17 protein-coding genes are annotated in these 18869 nt (G+C 54.8%); 6 read left to right on the top strand and 11 right to left on the bottom strand.

What is annotated here, in order from left to right:
* Positions 1 to 3 precede the first annotated feature (3 nt).
* Positions 4 to 954, bottom strand: a complete 951-nt coding sequence (locus IY73_RS00780) for a PAC2 family protein (protein ID WP_053961387.1) — start codon at positions 952 to 954, stop codon at positions 4 to 6.
* Between the two features lie 233 nt (positions 955 to 1187).
* Here IY73_RS00780 and IY73_RS00775 point away from each other — a divergent pair, with 233 nt between their 5' ends.
* The gene (locus IY73_RS00775) at positions 1188 to 2171 is read left to right on the top strand and encodes a DUF5642 family protein (protein WP_148417447.1); all 984 of its coding nucleotides are present in this window, start codon (positions 1188 to 1190) and stop codon (positions 2169 to 2171) included.
* Positions 2172 to 2319: 148 nt separating this feature from the next.
* On the top strand, positions 2320 to 3441 hold the full coding sequence (locus IY73_RS00770) for a DUF4192 family protein (protein WP_053978668.1): 1122 nt from the start codon (positions 2320 to 2322) through the stop codon (positions 3439 to 3441).
* On the opposite strand, the gene galE is transcribed toward IY73_RS00770, so the two are convergent.
* The 4 genes from galE to IY73_RS00750 form a co-directional block, all read right to left on the bottom strand.
* Positions 3438 to 4427 (bottom strand): UDP-glucose 4-epimerase GalE, encoded by a 990-nt coding sequence (gene galE, locus IY73_RS00765; protein WP_053961384.1) that lies wholly within the window; start codon positions 4425 to 4427, stop codon positions 3438 to 3440. The genes IY73_RS00770 and galE overlap by 4 nt on opposite strands.
* A 3-nt stretch (positions 4428 to 4430) precedes the next feature.
* Positions 4431 to 5120, bottom strand: coding sequence for a metal-dependent transcriptional regulator (locus tag IY73_RS00760; protein WP_053961383.1), 690 nt, complete (start codon positions 5118 to 5120; stop codon positions 4431 to 4433).
* A 161-nt stretch (positions 5121 to 5281) separates the two neighbouring features.
* Complete coding sequence (gene sigB / locus IY73_RS00755) at positions 5282 to 6259, bottom strand: RNA polymerase sigma factor SigB (protein ID WP_053978667.1); 978 nt, start codon at positions 6257 to 6259, stop codon at positions 5282 to 5284.
* Positions 6260 to 6337: 78 nt separating this feature from the next.
* Complete coding sequence (locus IY73_RS00750; protein WP_053978666.1) at positions 6338 to 7900, bottom strand: DUF7059 domain-containing protein; 1563 nt, start codon at positions 7898 to 7900, stop codon at positions 6338 to 6340.
* A gap of 81 nt (positions 7901 to 7981) precedes the next feature.
* Between IY73_RS00750 and IY73_RS00745 the strand changes: the two genes are divergently transcribed.
* A complete protein-coding gene (locus IY73_RS00745) occupies positions 7982 to 8233 on the top strand; it encodes a DUF3039 domain-containing protein (protein ID WP_053961380.1) in 252 nt (83 codons plus the stop codon).
* A gap of 125 nt (positions 8234 to 8358) precedes the next feature.
* On the opposite strand, the gene IY73_RS00740 is transcribed toward IY73_RS00745, so the two are convergent.
* Together IY73_RS00740 and ppgK are read right to left on the bottom strand one after the other, a co-directional pair.
* Positions 8359 to 10155: an RNA polymerase sigma factor gene (locus IY73_RS00740; protein WP_053978665.1), complete on the bottom strand. Its 1797-nt coding sequence runs from the start codon at positions 10153 to 10155 to the stop codon at positions 8359 to 8361.
* A gap of 226 nt (positions 10156 to 10381) precedes the next feature.
* Positions 10382 to 11155, bottom strand: a complete 774-nt coding sequence (gene ppgK, locus IY73_RS00735; protein ID WP_053961378.1) for a polyphosphate--glucose phosphotransferase — start codon at positions 11153 to 11155, stop codon at positions 10382 to 10384.
* Between the two features lie 271 nt (positions 11156 to 11426).
* On the opposite strand from ppgK, the gene IY73_RS00730 reads away from it, so the two are divergent.
* Entirely contained in the window at positions 11427 to 12356 is a 930-nt protein-coding gene (locus IY73_RS00730) for an inositol monophosphatase family protein (protein ID WP_063665717.1), read from the top strand.
* Positions 12357 to 12488: 132 nt separating this feature from the next.
* Here IY73_RS00730 and IY73_RS00725 read toward each other — a convergent pair whose 3' ends face one another.
* From IY73_RS00725 to IY73_RS00710, 4 genes are read right to left on the bottom strand one after another with little or no spacing between them, the layout of a single operon-like run.
* The gene (locus tag IY73_RS00725) at positions 12489 to 14147 is read right to left on the bottom strand and encodes an NAD(P)-binding protein (RefSeq protein ID WP_053961377.1); all 1659 of its coding nucleotides are present in this window, start codon (positions 14145 to 14147) and stop codon (positions 12489 to 12491) included.
* Positions 14148 to 14150: 3 nt separating this feature from the next.
* Positions 14151 to 15365 carry a thiamine pyrophosphate-dependent enzyme gene (locus IY73_RS00720; protein ID WP_053978664.1) on the bottom strand — a complete coding sequence of 405 codons (1215 nt, stop codon included), beginning with the start codon at positions 15363 to 15365 and terminating at the stop codon, positions 14151 to 14153.
* An 11-nt stretch (positions 15366 to 15376) separates the two neighbouring features.
* Positions 15377 to 16663 carry a transketolase C-terminal domain-containing protein gene (locus tag IY73_RS00715; protein ID WP_199397488.1) on the bottom strand — a complete coding sequence of 429 codons (1287 nt, stop codon included), beginning with the start codon at positions 16661 to 16663 and terminating at the stop codon, positions 15377 to 15379.
* A complete protein-coding gene (locus IY73_RS00710) occupies positions 16650 to 17228 on the bottom strand; it encodes a 2-oxoacid:acceptor oxidoreductase family protein (RefSeq protein WP_053961375.1) in 579 nt (192 codons plus the stop codon). The genes IY73_RS00715 and IY73_RS00710 overlap by 14 nt, the downstream gene beginning before the upstream one ends.
* 632 nt (positions 17229 to 17860) lie before the next feature.
* Here IY73_RS00710 and IY73_RS00705 point away from each other — a divergent pair.
* Together IY73_RS00705 and dut are read left to right on the top strand one after the other, a co-directional pair.
* A complete protein-coding gene (locus tag IY73_RS00705; protein WP_053961374.1) occupies positions 17861 to 18166 on the top strand; it encodes a DUF4193 domain-containing protein in 306 nt (101 codons plus the stop codon).
* Between the two features lie 224 nt (positions 18167 to 18390).
* The gene (gene dut, locus IY73_RS00700; protein WP_053961373.1) at positions 18391 to 18867 is read left to right on the top strand and encodes a dUTP diphosphatase; all 477 of its coding nucleotides are present in this window, start codon (positions 18391 to 18393) and stop codon (positions 18865 to 18867) included.
* The last annotated feature ends 2 nt before the right edge of the window (positions 18868 to 18869 follow it).

Genomic DNA, 18869 nt, shown 5'->3' with positions numbered 1-18869 from the left:
GGGCTATGCGTCGCCTTCTTCCGCAGGTGGATCCTGCCGGGTATCAACTTGGGAAAGGAACTTCTCCAGCTCTGCGCCCAACTTTTCGGAGTTCATAAGGTCTTCGGCGAACACCTTGAGGTCCGCCTCCTCCGTCTTTTTCCGCTCATGCTCCTCTTTGAAAGAGTCATAGGTTTGTTCCATCGTGCGGACGACAGTGACCAGTTCTGGGTTATCGTCTATCTGCTCATTGACTTCTGTAAGAAGGTCGTCGGCGTCCTTCTCGATAGCCCCAGTGGGAATGGTAAGCTGGCAGAAAGACTGAAGAGCATGCAGAAGCTGGACAGCTGCAGGGGAATAGTGCGACTGAGCAAGGTAGTTAGGAACCTGTGCGGTGAAGCCATCCATACGGAAGTGTTCCTCTTGCAAGATATAATCGAGGTAGGCATCAAAGCTAGCGGGGAAACGCATAGAGCCTTCCCAATTCGTGATTCCCTCTCCCTCGAAGTGTTGTGAGCCATGGTGCAAACAGGGGACATGGCGAGTGTGCGGAACGCCCATTGTGGCGGCAAAGATTCCGACAGTTTCTTTCACTCCATAAGACGCCAGTAAACCGAGAATCTCACGAGAAAGCTGTCCCCAGTGCAAGTCCGGTTCGGTGCCTTCCAGGAGGAAAAAGGGATGGCCGTTGTTGTCGTAGAGGAGCCACAATTTGATGTCGTGGGGATGGAAAGCTTCCAGTTTTCCGTCACGCATGAGCATTGCCGGGCGCCGATTGGTGTATTCGATAACAGCATCAGCAGTGAAGTTCGCCACCAGCTCCTTCTCAAGCGAACCTAGCAGATGCTGAGTGGTGATAAATACGGTATTGCCGGCATCGACAAAACCAGTAAGTCCGTGTACAAACGGGACGCTATCGACACCATCGGGAAGTGTCGGACGTGGGAACTGCGGTCGATGAAGAGAATCGGGCATATCGTCTCCTCCTTCCTAGTCGAGTAGCGGGTCCCAGTGACGAGACTCGCGCAGCGCACAGCAATCTGCAGTACGCTGCTGGGAAGCTGTCTCAAGAAGCGCTCTTTCTTACGAGCATACTTGTTTGGAATCCCGGTGGGGACACACTCTTGTCAACATACGCCGCTCCGTCGACATTCCCAATCCGCAGCTAACCCGTGCATAAGGAGCACCTCTCAGGTAAATTAGGAATCATGAAGATTCGGCACACACGGGTAACCCGTGCTGCTCTCGCTCTTTCAACCGTACTGTCGCTATCTCTCGTTTCCGGATGTGGATCAGAGGACACACAGGCGGAGAAGCCTGCAGCACGCGGGGCAACGACGGAACGTCCCGGCGGTGCAGCGGAGCCCTCTCAGGCACGTTCTGGTCGGACTGGAACAAATGGCCGGGATGGATCTCGGCAGAGCGGCGTCAAAGTGCCGGAGCATAAGAAACCCCGGGTTGATTGGGCCGAGTTTCTACGCGATCCTGCAAACTACCTGCTCGGTGGAACTGAGTTTCCCGGTGGATATTCGGCGCGCACACTGAGTCTGTCAGAACGCGGTAAAGCAATCCAGGATGTTGGCAGGGCTGGTGTTAGCGTCGAGAACTTCCCTAATTCGTGTAATGGGGCGGCGGGGCGCATTGGGTCCGCAAATGACCAGATTGCTATGCAAATGGCGTCAAAGCAGAATCATTCGCTGACGCTCGTCGTAATTAATAACTCTGATCCCACTACTGCGGTATCTGCATGGGCCGACAAAAACGACCAATGCCCAACATTCCTCTCGCAGGAAAACGGGGTGACCTCGACAGTCTATGTTGAGAAAACAGAAGCGCCAGAAATTGCTGGCTCGCAGGCAGTGGGCTATCTGATTACGACAAAGACCACGAATCTGCGCGGTAGTACGACGCAAGAACAGCTTCTCTATGCAATCCCCATGGGGGAGGTTGTTGTCGAGGTAATGGGAATGAATTTTGGTGGTCCCGTTAATCGTGGAGAAGTAGATGACGTCCTGCAACAGGCCGTAAAGAAAAGTACGGAAGTCGAGCGGAAAGCCACTGAAGCAACCCAAAGAGACGCCAAAAAATCCGCTAGCAATAGTAGTTCCCCTACCACCCAGAAGCCGAGATCGACTCAGTCTCCCCGAACGACTACTGCCAGGCCCTCAAAACATCACTCAACAGACGAATAACCTGCACCGCAGAGCCCTCTAAAATCCGTTGCTTGCCCAGCGAGCAACGGATTTTGTATTGTCCACACCTTTTCGTGACTGTGGACTAGTCCGTGATGACGCTAGGAGCTGACGGCTTTACGTACCTCGCCTTTGCGACAGTGTCAGTATGCATTACACCATTTCTTCACCTGGGCACCTCATCGCGCAGCTACCGCACTTCTTCGGATTCGATGTCTGTGACTCACTTGTCGTTATGACCACTTCCGGCGTCACTCATGCGCTCGGACCGCTTCTGCGTGTCGACATTCCGAAACCGGGTAAGACAACGGAGACACGACGGACAGTAACAGCCGCACTGCGGCGTCTTGCCGACCGAGAATTCGGAGAGCTTGTCATCATCCTAGTTAGCTCAGACTGGACAGCGCAGGGGGCCGCCCAAGCAGATGCTATAGATGAAGTCTGTGAAGAGGTAGCCTATTCTGTTGGGTTCATCATTAAGGATTTCTATATGGCCCGCCATTGTCATCCGGGGGGATACTGGGTCTCTCTCTACACAGGAGATAAGGGTCCAATTCCAACTGTCATCCCCATCGAAACAGTTTCTACCGGCTGCATCGGTGCGGCAGTGCTGCCACAGCAACAGCGAGAAATGACCACTGGTGGGGCATCAACAGCAGTCAACAGCATCAAATCGGGACCGGATTCAACTACTTCTCCTGAACGCCAGAAGAAGCATTCTTCCGCGGGACTACCATCGCTGATGTCCCGTGAAGAGACACAAGAGTGGGTCGCTGCGCGAACTACGGATCTCTCCCATCTCGCTGAATGGGAAGTACGGGCGGAAAGCCTGGCCCTTCGTTCCGTCCCCTCGGGAAAAGAATTGCGTCAGATTCTGCAGACAACCCCTACACATTCCGTACAGGCCCCATCCGCAGTCGTCATGCGCCAGTTTTTTCTCCGTAGTATAGAGTCTTGCCAAGGAGCTGATGGTCTCATCGCACTGCTGGCCGACCGTGATGCGGATCAGTGGGCAGAGTGGATGTGGGAGCTTATCCCCAGCGTCGATCTCGCTATGCGGTCCTACCTGCTCTTGACACTGGCATTTTGGTACTACATCCATGGCGACGGCTTTCGGGCACACACTATGCTTGACCAAGCAGCAACCATCGACCCACAGTGTGTTGAAATTCGGTCATTGCAGCAGCTGCTGGCCATGTGCATTGAGCCCAAGGCACTACGAAAAGTTGTCGACGAAATTGCCGAATCCCTCTGGGAGGAAGGCGCCTAGCGAGCCTTGTGCGCTGCGAAAGCGCGGTCACCAAGCTGACGAGTAAACTCCCATGCGTCGCTGACGATTTCGGTGATATCAGTGTGCTGCGGATTCCAGCCCAGTTCCTGCTTAGCCTTTTCGGAGGAAGCAACCAGGACTGCAGGGTCGCCCGCACGGCGTTCCGCTACCTCGGCAGGAATTGGGTGCCCAGTGACCTGCCGGCAGGCCTCGACGACTTCCTTGACGGAGAAGCCTTCACCCGATCCAAGGTTGAAGATCGAATGACGGCCTTCTGGAGACTTCTCCAGTGCAAGAATATGTGCATCTGCCAGGTCCAAGACGTGGATGTAGTCCCTGATACAGGTGCCGTCGGAGGTAGGCCAGTCATCGCCGAATATGTAAATCTTCTCGCGGTAGCCCATGGCGACTTCAAGTACGAGAGGAACGATATGGGTCTCGACCTTCCGATTCTCACCAGCTCCAAGGTAGGCACCTGCCACGTTGAAGTAGCGTAGCGAGGTGGCAGTCAGACCATAGGCGTTGCAGTAGGAGGTAATCGCCATATCCATGGAAAGCTTGGTGGCCCCATATGGATTCGTGGGGTGGGTAGGCATGTCTTCGGTAATGGGAACCTCATCAGGCTCGCCGTAGGTAGCTGCGGTCGAGGAAAAAACCAACCGAGGAACGCCGTTGTCACGGATAGCGTCGAGGAGGGCCAGGGTGGTAACAACGTTGCCTTGCCAGTACTGGTCCGGTACTTCACAAGATTCCCCGACCAGAGAGCGAGCAGCGAAATGCAAAACACCGTCGTACGACTCCGCAGATAGCACCTCGTGTGCAACATCCTTGATGTCGCCTTCAAGGAAGCGAGTTCCCGCAGGTACTGCTTCCCTGGTACCGGTCGACAAGTTGTCGACAATAGTGACGTCGTGACCACGTTCCACCAGAACGGTAGCAACGCAGCTACCAACGTATCCGGCGCCGCCGGTAACCAGGAGTTTCATGTATTACCTCTTCACAGGCTCAATATAAAAGGCGTGTGCCATGTCATTAGGAATGGTAATCCACTCTCCGCCCAATGAGCACAGTCGAATGACACCATCTTTCTCTTTGACACTGATGCGGGCTCCGGGGCCAATCGCATTGGCGATCAGACTATCGACAAGGTACTGATCGGTCTGGGCGATTTCGCCTACTTGGCGCAGCGTGACAATGAGTGGTTCGTCACTGAGATCAAGCTCAGTGAGACGGGGGTAGTCTTCTGACACGGGCGCATCAGCGGAGATTCGGTCAAGACCAGGAATCGGATTCCCATAGGGGGAGTGGTGCGGGTGGTCTAGCACCTTTACAAGATGGCGTTCGACATTTTCACTAATTACATGTTCCCAGCGGCATGCCTCGTCGTGGATCTCTGCTACATCCATGCCAATGATATCGACGAGCAGTCGCTCGGCGAGGCGATGCTTTCGCATGACTGCTACCGCGATCTCGCGACCTTTAGGGGTGAGATGCAGTTCTCGGCTCGCCTCAACTGTCAGAAGTCCATCGCGTTCCATACGCGCCACGGTCTGGCTGACTGTGGGACCAGATTGCTCGAGACGTTCCGCAATGCGGGCGCGGAGAGGCCTAATACCCTCTTCTTCGAGTTCGAGGATGGTCCGCAGATACATCTGGGTAGTATCGACAAGCTCTTTCATGTGAGAGTCCTTTTCCTTTATGGGCAGACCGAAATAATGGTGTGGGCAGCCATACCTATCTTAAATCAAAAATGCAGGAAGACCCTGCCTAAACGCCTTCGTGAAGAAGAGTTTTTAGGCAGGATCTCGAAGCTTTTCGCTAGTAGCTATCGGAGATGTAGCTAGCTTGCATAGGCGCGGAGACGTTCGATGTCTTCGCTTTCCCGAAGACGCTCCAGCACCGTACGTTCAATCTGGCGCACACGTTCACGGGACAGACCGTATTTCTTTCCGATGAAGTCCAAGGTGTGGGTTTCACCGTCAGCGAGACCATAGCGCCAGCGAATGACATTACGTTCACGCTCACTGAGATCATCCAAAACGTCATGGACGTCTTCCGCCATGAAACGAGTCATGGTGTATTCGACAGCGTCGAGGGCACCATCATCTTCAATAAACGATCCCAGTGGTGAATCATCATCAGAACCAACTTTGGTGTCCAGACTAATGGGATCTCGTGCTTTGTCGACAAGATCGAGAATCTTCTCGACCGGTATACCGGATTCCTCGGAAATCTCTTCCCAGGTTGCCGGACGTCCCAACTGTTGATTGAGCTCACGCTTAATCCGAGAGATCTTGTTGAACTGCTCTACCAGGTGAACAGGAAGTCGAACTGTCCGAGTCTGCTCTGCCATTCCGCGGGTAATAGCCTGGCGAATCCACCAGGTGGCATACGTCGAGAATTTAAATCCCTTGGCGTAATCGAATTTATCGACAGCACGGATGAGACCAAGGTTTCCTTCTTGAATGAGGTCGAGGAGAGGCATGCCGCGGCCGGTGTATCGTTTCGCGAGGGAGACGACAAGGCGGAGATTCGCTTCCAAAAGCTGCTGGCGAGCGAGTTCCCCGTCTCTCACCAACATTCGCAGCTGTCCACGACGAGTATCTCCATAGCGGGGATGTTCCTCGAGAAGATGTTCCGCGTAGATGCCCACTTCAATGCGCTTGGCCAAGTCAACTTCTTCTTCAGCCGTCAGGAGCTGCCGTCGACCAATGGCATTCAGATAAACACGTACCAAGTCGGCAGTCTGAGAGGGGCGATCAAGGTCCTGCTCCTGCGTCCTATCAACAACTGCCGTTGTTGCGCTATCTGAGGTCATGGGATCCTCCTCATCGTAAGTCGATTCACTCAGTTCAACGCGTGAGCCCCCAAAAGAGTTCCCAAAACCTAAAATTAATTACAGGGTGATGATCCCATGCAGATAGAGGGCATGAAGAGCGGAGCACACTGCGGGACGGAAGATGTTCCAGTCCCAGTCCTGTACCGTACAGAGGAGTTCGGCGACGTCACCGGCCGAAAGCCCGTCTCGGCACAGTCCATTGAGAACCGTGCGGAGGGGTTCATCGATAACGTGATGGAAGCTCGGTATGTCGCGGCGGTAGACCGAATAGCTAGAGATGTGTGTTCCTTGCCCATCCGACGAGGGGGTTGCGGTATCGAAGAATACTGCTTGTGGAGAGAGCGCGAAACGTTGCGAGAGCAGTTCCTCGGTCGACCATTGCTGTAGGTTATCCCACCGTTCCCAGCGTGACAGAGATTCGGCGGCGAGTGCATCTCCTTCAGGGGCAGTGAGTTCTTCAACCAGGACAGTCGACGGACCTGCAGTCTTTCGCATGAACACTACGCCGAAGCCAATGCTGGCCACACCGTGATCGGCAAAATGGCGAAGCCACTGTGCAGCGTAGTCTCTCCATCGAGGGTCAGCAGGATCGCGGCCTGAATCTCTCATCCAGGTCGCTACATAAAGAGCGGGGTCAACGCAATCGCGTTCGACAATCCATACGTCGACCCCCTCGGGAGGTACCCATTGGGCAAGGCGGGCCCTATAGTCTTTATCCTGTTCATGCACCCATGCCCCCAGAATTGTCGCATGCCCTCCCTCTTTAAGATAGTGGGGTGACTGGCGCACCATAAGTTCGGTCGCACCATCAAGGTCGAGACCCGAGTCCCTATAGGAATGGGTGATCTTCTCGGAGGCGACAACAAAAGGCGGATTCGCGACGATTGCATCGAATTCATGGTCAGCTACTGCATCAAACCACGGGGCTTGTCGTATCTCTGCACGCGGACCTGAAGGAACAGTTTTTTCCTGGAGGAGGCTGCCTTCGGGGACGACAGACACTCCATTTATCGCAAGAGTTGCAGCCGCGAGCTCACAGCAGCGAGGTGACAAATCTGTGGCGATAATGCGCCTAGCATAGTGGCTTCCATGGAGTGCTTGAATCCCGCACCCGGTCCCAATGTCAAGGAGAGAATCGACAGTGTCTAGTGGGGTCGCACGCAGGAGAGATAGGGACGCTTCCCCTACACCAAGGACATGGTCCTCGTGCGTGGCCGCAGGAAACAGTGCACCGTCAAGATCAGAGAATACCCAGTGATTTCCGAAGCCTGTGTCGACGGGACGCACATCAAGCGCAACACGATAGAGTCCGCTGTCCTCCATCTGAAAGAGTCCGCTGTCAAGGAAATCAGCGAGATCATGTCCCGCCAGGCAAAAGAGTGCTGAGATCTCTTCCGCGCTCTGCGGCTCTCCTAGCAAGAGAAGGCGCACGAGAGATGCTAGGGGAGCGGTCTTTCCTTCCCGCGGAGTGGCTGTTGCTAGCCACACGGGAACCGGTTCGTGTCGGAACAGCGCTTGAAAGGCATCGTCACCAAGTAGCTCATGCAATCCATCGATGGTGTAGTTCATTCGGTGGAAACTGGAGCGAAGAGTCTCGAGAATAGGCGAAGCAATAGTCACCTCATTATTCTGGCACAGACTTTTATCACGGTAGGAAGTGGAGTTTGGCGAGAGTGGAAGGCCGTCAGAAAAAAGAGCACAATGACAGATGTGAGTACTGCTACTGATGTCCTAGAACGCCCAGATGTTGACCTGGAAGAAAAAACAACTGATGAAGCCCCTAAGTACTTTCACTATGTCAAGAAAAACAAGATCGTGGAGAGTGCGATCACGGGGACTCATGTGGTTGCTCTATGCGGAGAAGTGTTTCCGGTAACCCAGACTCCTAAACCCAACTCTCCGATTTGCCCCGAATGCCAGCGAATTTACGACACACTGCGGAAATCCCGTTAGTGTATCGATCTGCTGCTTAAACGACCTAAGAAAAGAGACCAGCCTGATGGCTGGTCTCTTTTCCTAAGTCCTCTGCAGAACCCGTCTGCTGGATTCAGACAAATCGAGTGTTCTCTTCGAACGGTCTAGTCGAGATAATCTCGCAGGACCTGCGACCGTGAAGGATGGCGCAGTTTTGACATTGTCTTCGACTCGATCTGGCGGATACGTTCCCGAGTGACACCGTAGACCTGGCCAATCTCGTCAAGCGTGCGGGGCTGCCCATCGGTGAGACCGAAGCGAAGACGAACCACCCCGGCTTCACGCTCAGAAAGGGTATCCAGGACGTCCTGCAGCTGGTCTTGGAGAAGGGTGAAGGACACCGCGTCAACGGCGACAACAGCCTCAGAGTCCTCAATGAAGTCACCCAGCTGTGAGTCGCCTTCGTCACCAATAGTCTGGTCTAGAGAAATAGGCTCACGAGCGTACTGCTGAATCTCCAACACCTTTTCAGGGGTGATATCCATTTCCTTTGCAAGCTCTTCAGGAGTGGGCTCACGGCCCAGATCCTGCAGCAGCTCGCGTTGGATACGACCAAGTTTGTTGATGACCTCCACCATATGGACCGGGATACGAATGGTGCGAGCCTGGTCTGCCATGGCGCGGGTAATGGCCTGACGAATCCACCAGGTAGCGTATGTGGAAAACTTATAGCCCTTGGCATAGTCGAATTTCTCGACGGCACGGATAAGGCCAAGATTTCCTTCCTGAATGAGGTCGAGGAAGGCCATACCGCGGCCGGTATAACGTTTCGCTAGTGAGACCACCAAGCGGAGGTTAGCCTCGAGAAGATGGTTCTTGGCTTTGTTACCATCCCGGATAACAAGCTTCAGATCTCGCCGTTGTGACGGAAGAACCTTTTCTCCCTGCGCTTCCAGTTGCTTGAGATACCAGTCCGCGTACAAACCGGCCTCAATACGTTTAGCAAGGTCAACCTCTTCTTCCGCATTGAGCAGAGCGACCTTGCCGATTTGCTTGAGATATGCCCGGACCGAGTCCGCAGAAGCTGTCAGTTCAGCATCTTTACGCGCCTGTTTAAGAGCTGCAGACTCGTCCTCATCCCAGACAAAGTCTTTCGATGTAGGCTTCTTTTTCTTCGCTGCAGCACGCCCGGTCGAGGTCTTGGACAGTACTCGAGAGGCAGGCGAATTATCGACGGCAGGTGCCTCTTCTTCGTCCTCGTCATCCTCTTCGCCTTCGATGACCACATCGTTAACATCGTCGTCATCATCGTCGTCGTCAACGTCGTCATCGATGGGATCGAGATCATCATCCAGATTCAGATCGTCATCGGTCAGATCGTCGTCATCGAGATCATCATCATCGTGGTTCTCGTCTAGATCTGCATCGAGATCTAGCTCGTCGTTATCGAAGTTATCCTCATCGTTCTGTAGCGCGTCCTCGGCCTTGAGCTCCTCTTCGGCAGCATTTTTGGCCCGTCGGGGCGTGGTCTTCTTGGCGCTACGAGTCGATACGGTCTTAGTACTCGCGCGCTTTCGCGTGGTCTTCTTTGCTACGGTCGTATCCTCGCTTGTAGCTGAGGTCTCCGTGGCAGAGGTAGAGGAACGACGTCGTGGGGTAGCCCTCTTCTTTGCTGTCGCAGTGTCACCGTCAGCAGCTTTCGCAGCGGCAGCCGTTGTGCGTCGTGTGGTCTTTTTTTTCGCGGCGGTATCGCTCTTGGCAGCAGCAGCTTTAGTGGTTCGCCGAGTTGTCGATTTCTTTGCAGGAGATGTGCTTTCTGCAGCGTTATCTACTGTTGCGGCATCCGTATTCGCGGATGCCGCAGAGGACGACGAGCGGCGGCGTGTACTGGAGGTACGGGTCGCCGTCTTTTTCTCCGGAGTAGTGGAGGCGGACGTAGATGCGCTCTTAGAGGCTGCCACAAAAAACCTTTCGAGACTATGCGAGCATAAAGTCAGTTAGTGATTCCATCGCGTTACCAGAAGTACCTAGGGTACGCGAGTAAACGAGGAGAACATGCCTTGTCATTGTACCGACTAGCTGACAATATTGCCGAACCCTCAGCCTGCGGGTGTCGTACACTGCACAGGACTCAATAAAAAGACCAGCGCCTTGACGCTGGTCTTTTTCCTTCCTGAACTGATGTGGTTATGGGCAGATACCGTTAGCAGCAGCATAGGCGGCACCGACGATACCGGCATGGTTGCGCAGTGCTGCGGGCACAATTGGAGTACGAATATCGAGGTTGGGCATCCACTTAGCGTGCTTACGCGAAATACCGCCACCTGCGATAATAAGGTCAGGCCAGAAGAATTTTTCCATACCGCAGATCATGTCATTGACGCGTGCCGTCCATTCCGGCCAGGTGAGGTCTTCACGCTCACGCACAGCGGCAGAAGCATGCACTTCCGAGTCCACGTCGCCCAATTCGAAGTGTCCAAACTCAGTGTTGGGGACAAGGATGCCGTTGTACAGAACAGCCGATCCGATGCCTGTGCCGAAGGTCAAGAGAACAACCAAACCCTGTGCGCCTTTGGCCGCACCATAGTAGAGCTCGGCAATGCCGGCAGCGTCAGCGTCATTGATGACAGTCACCGCTTGCCCGGGCAGATGGCGAGTGAATAGGTCCTTGACATCAGTGCCGATCCACGATTTATCGATGTTCGCGGCTGTTTGTGCAGTCTGTTGCTGGATGACGGAGGGGAGGGTCACTCCGACGGGGCCTTCCCAGCCGAAGCGGTGGGTAATCTCAGCGACGACGTCTGCAACCGCATCAGGGGTGGCCGGTTGGGGGGTAGCGATACGAATACGTTCGCCGATGAGTTGGCCGGTATTGAGATCAACGAGTGCGCCCTTGATGCCACTACCGCCGACGTCGACACCGAAGCCGCGCAGTTGTGACTGGAGACCGTTTTCCGCCATGGTGTTCCTTTGAAATGGAGAAGCCTGTGAGGTGTGGTGCTTTATCAGTATCTTAAGCGTCTCATGATGATCGGTGAATGCGCTAGACGTTACTGAATCGCTCCAGATAAGATTACGAAATGCAAACCCCGTTCTGCCAGCTTTGTTGCCAGACGTAGCATAGAAATGACGAGAGGAAAGAGGATTCTTGTCCTTCTTCTCGAAGAAAGCGACCTTTTCTTTGCTCGTCTACCACCTCCCGCACAGACAACGTGTTAGAAAGATGTGTGCCATGGCTGATTCTGCCGTCACCACGTTTGAACCCATTACTCCTGCCGAACTTCGTGATCTGGCTGTAACGATGGCAGTTAATGCTGCGCAGCTCGTCGCGCAACGCCGTGCCGAATTGCTCGCTGAGGATACCACCGATAATGCTGCTGCCCTGGGACAACAGCTCAAAACCACAGAGTGCGATCCCGTCACCATCGTTGATCAAGAAAATGAAAAAGTGCTTCGTGAGTTCCTCACCCGGGTGCGTCCGTATGACTCTATCTTGGGTGAAGAAGGTGGGGGAGAAGTCCTCACTGGCGACGAGAACGCCGTCACCTGGGTCCTTGACCCCATCGATGGCACTGTTAACTTCCTGTACGGGATTCCTGCGTATTCGGTATCCATTGCTGCCGCGATAAATGGCAAAGTTGTTGCCGGCGCAGTCGCGAATATTGTTGCTAGCGAAATTTTCTCTGCCCATCGTGGTGGGGGAGCAAGCGTTATCAGCGTAGAACAGGCGCAGGCCGATCCGTCCAGTGCCCGTACAGCTCCGCGCCTTCACTGCAATGATCCAGAGAGCTTAGGGGTTACTCTTTTGGGCACGGGCTTTTCCTACACGTCCTCAAAACGAGCCTTGCAAGGCGCCCTGTTCTCACAGGTCATTTCGCATGTTCGTGATATTCGGAGGCTGGGATCGGCGGCCCTCGATCTGTGCTTCGTCGCGGCAGGCCGTCTTGACGCATACTACGAGCACGGATTGCACCCGTGGGATCGAGCCGCCGGTGGCATTATTGCGCAGGAAGCTGGAGCCGTGACGGTTATTCCCGACCCCGCAGAAATCGGTCATATGGGAACATTGAACTACGCAGTGGCTCCTTCTGTTGCGCAGGAATTTGTGAACATGATGGAGGCAGCGGGTGGTCTGCAGCCGATGCCTTTGCTCAAAAAATAGTAGCGACTCGGTGTAACACCACGGGTACTGAACTAGACCAGCCGTTATCGACACAAAATCGTATAGGAAGAGGGGTGGTCCTCCGTACGGAGAGAACCACCCCTCTTCTAAGCCACGTGAGCTAAGACAACATTAGGCTTGCTCAGGGACAAAGTCGATAGCGCCACAGGGGCACTCTTCGACGCAGATACCGCAGCCCTTACAGTAGTCATACTTAAACTCGTACTCACCAGGCTTGATCTTGGTGATGGCGTTATCGGGGCAGACCCCGAAGCAGTTGTCGCAACCGAAGCAGTTACCACATGACATACAGCGACGGGCTTCGAACAACGCAGAGCTTTCGTCCAAGCCCAGTACAACTTCGTCGAAGGTGGAGGCACGGCGAGCGCCTTCCAACTTCTCGCGAACCTGTACAGGAGCATCAGCGTAGTACCAGGTGGACAGCCGGTCGAAGGACGCATCAGCATGCTTAGGGGCCGGATGATACTCAGTATCGCGGAGGAAGGCGTCAATGTAGCGCGCTGCCTTCTTTCCGTGGCCGATAGCGACAGTAACTGTGCGCTCCGACGGAACCATGTCGCCACCAGCGAAGATACCGCGGTGGCCAGTCATCATCTGGTCGCTTACCTGCACCACGCCATGGCTGATCTCGATCTGGTCATCGTTTTCGATGAGGGAGAGGTCCGCATCCTGGCCCAGCGCCATGATGAGAGAGTCGCCCTGCAGCGTTTCGTATTCACCAGTCGGCTGGGGGAATCCGTTCTCGTCGAGTTCCATCTTTTCGATCTTGATCTCGCCCTGATCGACGTGCTTCACCGTCGACAGCCACCGCATGAGCACGCCCTCTTCCTCGGCTTCTTTAACCTCAGAGTCGTGGGCGGGCATCTGATCACGAGTACGGCGGTAGAGAATGACGGATTCCGAAGCTCCCAGGCGGCGGGCAGTACGCGCGACGTCAACAGCGGTATTGCCGCCACCATAGACATACACGCGACGTCCCAGTAGTGGCTTCTCCTCGGCATCAGCGTCGGTCACATCACGAAGCACCGACACCGCGTCGACCATAGTGGCAGCAGAACCAGCAGGAATGTTGACGTTCTTGCCAATCTGCGCACCCACTGCGAGGAAGATGGCGTCGAAATGTTCGATCTCTTCCGCCACATTCTCCACCTTAGAGTTGAGCTCGATCGTCACACCCATGTCCTGAATGCGCTTGATTTCAGCACGTAGGATGCCGCGCGGTAGGCGGTAGGAGGGGATGCCGAAACGCATCATGCCGCCAGCTTCGGGACCGGCGTCACGAATGGTGACAGTGTGGCCCGCACGACGCAGGTGGTAAGCGGCGGAGAGGCCGGAAGGACCAGCACCAACGACCAGGACCTTCTTGCCTGTTTCCTCTTGGAGCAGGGGGACGGTCCAACCTTCAGAGATCGCCTTGTCCCCAAGGAAACGTTCAATAGCGTTAATGCCGACAGCTTCATCGACCTGAGCGCGGTTACATGCTGTTTCACAGGGATGGTAGCACACCCGACCCATAGTGGCGGGCAGCGGGTTGTTCACCATAATCTCGCGCCAAGCGGACTCGTAGTCGCCTTCTTCTGCGTGGTACAGCCATTCCTGCACGTTTTCCCCGGCAGGGCAGGCCTTGTTGCACGGAGGCAGGTTGTGAACGTAGACGGGACGTTCAGTACGCCAGGAGCCCGTTTCGTTTGCTAGGGAGGAACCGACCTCCAGCGTGATAGCAAATGGTTCAGAGGTGGGGGCAGTACCTTTAGATTCAGGGGCAGTCATGTCCTACTTCTCCTTATGTCCGCTCTTGGATTCGAGAATGTGCTGCTTGTGCTCCTGGGCCTCTTTGTTAGCCTGGGTGGTTTCGGCAGCATCTCGAACGGTGCGAGCAAAACGACCCTCGGGATCATCTCCAACCGACATCACGCGCTCGAGCACGTCATCATCAAGGCCCTCTGCGTCGATGAGTCCATAACGGCGGATGTTGCGGTCAGCGATGGCCTGCAGGCGGGCCAGGGTTTCCATGTCCTTGTTCTTAAAGATATGTGCGAAGCGACGCTGCGGGCGGAGGTATTCCTCCACCGGCACCGGGCGGCGAATCTTCATAACAGACGTGATTTCGCCTGCTTCTGCTTCATAGACCGGGAATAAACCGGTCTGAGTAGCAAGGCGAGCCAGCTTAACGGTGTCACGAGATGCCGATCCCCAGCCCAGCGGGCAAGGCACTAGGATGTGGATGTAGCGCGCACCGTGGTACTGCATAGCCTTCTTGACCTTGTATTCGAGGTCACGCAGGTCTGCGACGGTAGCGGTAGCAACGTAAGGAATCTCGTGAGCCATGGCGATACGAGCCATGTCTTTGCCTTGGCCGAACTCGTTACCAGGATGCTCACCAACTGGCTGAGTGGTGGCAGTCCGGGCGGTAGCCGGGGTGGAGCCAGAACGCTGCACGCCGGTATTCATGTAGGCCTCGTTGTCGTAGCACAGATAGAGGACGTCGTCGTTACGCTCGAACATACCGGACAGGCAGCCCATACCGATGTCGACGGTACCGCCGTCACCGCCTTGGGCGATAACACGAGTACCCTGCTTGTTCTGGGCACGGAGGCCGGCAGCAGCGCCAGCTGCAACAGCGGGAGCGTTGCCAAACAGCGAGTGCAGCCAGGGGAGAGTCCAGGACGTCTCCGGGTAGGGAGTCGAGAACACTTCCAGGCAACCCGTGGCGTTGACCGCAATGAGCTGGCCGTCGGTGACCGCCATTGCGGTGTCAAGGGCATAGCGAGCGCCAAGGGCCTCACCGCAGCCCTGGCAGGCACGGTGCCCGGAGGTCAACGAGTTGTAGCGATCGGGGTCGGACTGGACGGAGCGCAGCTGTTCTTCTGCCAGACGGTTACCTACGGCGTAAGAACCTACCTGGTAGAACTTAACCTTCTCGCGAGCAGGAATGGAGGTCTCACGAGTAGACGGCATACCGGGGAGGGGAAGGCTTACTTCACTCATTGCATTACCTCCTAGTTGTTGCGGGCGTCAGCCGCTTGGTTGGCACGGGTGTTTACGTCGCGCAGCATGTTTTCAGCCATGGGGCCAGAGCGTCGGACAGCTTCCTCACGCTCGAGCTCGGCCTCCACAAGAGTGCGGTCGAGATCGAGGAAGGTGAGAGGTTCAAGCGTATTGGCATTGGCAGAAGCAAGCATTTCATGGATGGAATGCTTGGTGATGTTACGACCACCCAAACCGGCAATGACTTCGTAAAGCTTGGGCTGCAGATCTGGGTCAATGACACGCAAAGAGTCGAGAATGTGGGATGAAACGATACCGCCGATACCGACCTGGAAGGCCTTCTCAAAGCTGATGATCGTCGTCGCATTCTTCAGAATGTTGCCAACGGTCTCGAAGGGGAAGGGGCGGAAGGAACAGATCGACAGAACACCAATCTTTTCGCCTTTCTCACGACGCTCGTCAACAACGTCCTTCAACGTACCCACGATGGAGCCGAGTGCGACGATGATCGTCTCGGCGTCCTCGCAGTGATAGGTGTGGACGAGTCCGCCCGAAGAGCGTCCAAAGACCTTTTCGAATTCCTTCTGAACCCGCGGAATAAGCTTGAGAGCTTGCTTCTGCTTGTGGTGAGCGAGGTAACGAACCTCAGTGAAGGCTTCGGGGCCCACCATTGCACCAATGGACATCGGATTCTCCGGATCGAGTACCTGGCGCGGCTCATATGGGGGCAGGAACTGTGCAACCTGTTCCTCTTCCGGAACGTCAACCTGCTCGACGGCGTGCGTAAGGATGAAGCCGTCCATGCAGACCATCACTGGCAGTGAAAGCTCTTCAGCGATACGGAACGCCTGCACATGGAGGTCAGCGGCTTCCTGGTTGGTCTCCGCGTAGAGCTGCAGCCATCCGGAATCGCGCTGGCTCATCGCGTCAGTGTGGTCGTTCCAGATGTTGATCGGAGCGCCAATAGCACGGTTTGCAACCGTCATGACGATGGGGAGGCCCAGGCCGGAGGCGTTGTACACGGCCTCAACCATGAACAGAAGGCCCTGGGATGCCGTTGCGGTGTAGGCACGGGCGCCCACTGCCGATGCGCCGATAGAGGCTGACATAGCAGCGTATTCGGACTCGACATTAAGGTATTCGCACCCGGTAAGGTGGCCATCCTTGACCAGCTTAGAAAGGGCCTCCACAATGTGGGTTTGCGGGCTGATGGGGTAAGCAGCGACGACCTGCGGTTTGCAGGCGGCAACAGCCTGAGCCATCGCCTGAGATCCTTCAATCTGCTTAAGCACTGGCATTCACCTCTTCATTAGAGAGAAGTTCCGCAGCGGCCTGGGCTGCTGCAATATTCTTTTCAGCAATAGGGGTGGGAAACTTCGAACGGATGGCTTTCTCGACCGCTTCCATAGAAACAATGTCGGTGAAAGACGTAACGGCACCCAGTAGGACAGCGTTAGGGACGTTGCGACCAACGTATTGGAAAGCCAGGTCAGTAGCCGGAATTACACGAATGTGTCCTGGCAGGTGGCTTTCGACGAGTTCAGTGAGATCAAGCTCGTCAATCGACTTTGTGGAGTTGATGAGGGCGTATCCTTCAGGCTTGAGACCTGAAAATACGTCCATGATTGCCAGGAGTGTAGGGTCCTGGACAACAATCAAATCCGGTTCTAGCACGGGTTCGCGGGTGCGGATCTCCGTGTCACGGATTCGACAATATGACACCACTGGGGCGCCAGTGCGTTCGGAGCCAAAGCTCGGAAAGGCTTGTGCGCAGTGGCCATCTTCAAATGCAGCAAATGCGAGGAGGTCGGATGCAGTGACTACACCCTGTCCGCCTCGTCCATGAATTCGTACCTCGACCATAACTAAAACTATACGGCCGAAATGTCCCAAATGACCTGCGTGGGAAGGGCGTCTATCGGTGAATTTCCGCGGCTACTTTGCCTAATTGGCGTGAGTTTTCAGGATTTTGTAAAAATGGAAAAATTCTCTCAGATTTAGGAGGAAAGAAAGTGCAGGTAGATTGATTCCGTACAGGCTTTTAGCAGGCACTTTCCGTAATATGGAATTATATTTCCATGCGAAAAATTATTTTAAGAATTTCCATTTTTGAGCCATTTAAAGGTAAGGATAACCTAAAAAGTTGTGGCTATCAAGTGGAATTACGAAAGAAAAACAGTCGGTACTCGTCACCGTTGTTGGGGATAATGTCTGCGTGCAACCCGCAGGGGTCCTGACCTTAATGAGATACGGCAATGAATGGCGACTCTTGGGAAGTACGAGCTGCCTACTATTTCAGCCGTGGAGAAAAGTGCAGTTCAGTGGCGTGAACTAAATGGTAAGAATCTCTCCAAGAGAAAGACATCGAGAAATCCCGTTGTTGGCTAGCGTTGGCCGATATCTTTCTGTAGTATGCCGTTGTCGAATCGCACTCGCGATTTGTGTGCATAGGCACCGTCTCGTCTCTCATTGTGACGATTAAGGATTGAGCAATTATGGCGACTGACTACGACGCACCGCGTAATAACGATGCCGACGGTCTTGAAAGTAGTTCTCTGGAAGAACTTCAGGCAGGACGCGGAGAAAGCCAAGCTGGCTCCGCGGAGATTGACGAGGTCGATACTGCTGAGTCGTACGAGCTGCCTGGTGCTGATCTGTCTGACGAAGAGCTCACCGTACGAGTCGTCCCCAAACAAAAGGATGAATTTACCTGCGGTGTTTGCTTCCTCGTACAGCACATTAGCCGGCTCGCTTATATCGACGAGGACGGCACCATGGTGTGCCAGGACTGTGCGGGATAGGGAAACATTTCCTAGCACAGTGGACTAGCATTTCGTTCGATCGCTCCATTCTCACCAAAAGCCACGTAGAGAGTTCTTTACGCGGCTTTTTGTCGTATTTCTCCGGCGTGTGGAGAACATCAGTTTCCGTCATATAGCCACCAAAATGCGAGGTTATCCCGGTGGTACGGAAACTCTTAGAGGTCTCTCCCGCTCGAGCGTCAATCGCCGGTAGACTCGACACCATGTCCGAACTCACATCTGGCTCTTGCATCGTTGACATTGTCCGCCTCGACTCCAAGCTCCCCGTTCCTGTGCGTGCCCACGTCGGCGACGCTGGTGTCGACCTGTACTCCGCCGAAACCGTGGTGCTTGAACCCGGTCAGCGCGAACTGGTACGCACCGGTATCGCGATTGAACTGCCCTTCGGCACTGTGGGTCTCATTAATCCCCGGTCCGGTCTGGCAGCCCACAATGGCCTTTCGATCGTGAATGCTCCCGGCACCGTCGACGCCGGTTACCGCGGTGAGATCAAGGTCTGTCTCATTAATCTCGATCCCCACAACTCCATTCGCATCAAGCGTGGCGACCGTATTGCTCAAATGCTTGTCCAGCGCGTGGAAATGTTTACTTTTAACGAAGTCGACTCACTCGATGATTCCGAGCGTGGAGAGGGTGGCTACGGTTCTACCGGCGGTCATTCCACGCTGGAAGAAAGCTAACG

The sequence above is a fragment of the Lawsonella clevelandensis genome (assembly GCF_001293125.1).
Taxonomy (GTDB): domain Bacteria; phylum Actinomycetota; class Actinomycetes; order Mycobacteriales; family Mycobacteriaceae; genus Lawsonella; species Lawsonella clevelandensis.
This window is presented reverse-complemented; position numbering and strand designations above follow the sequence as displayed.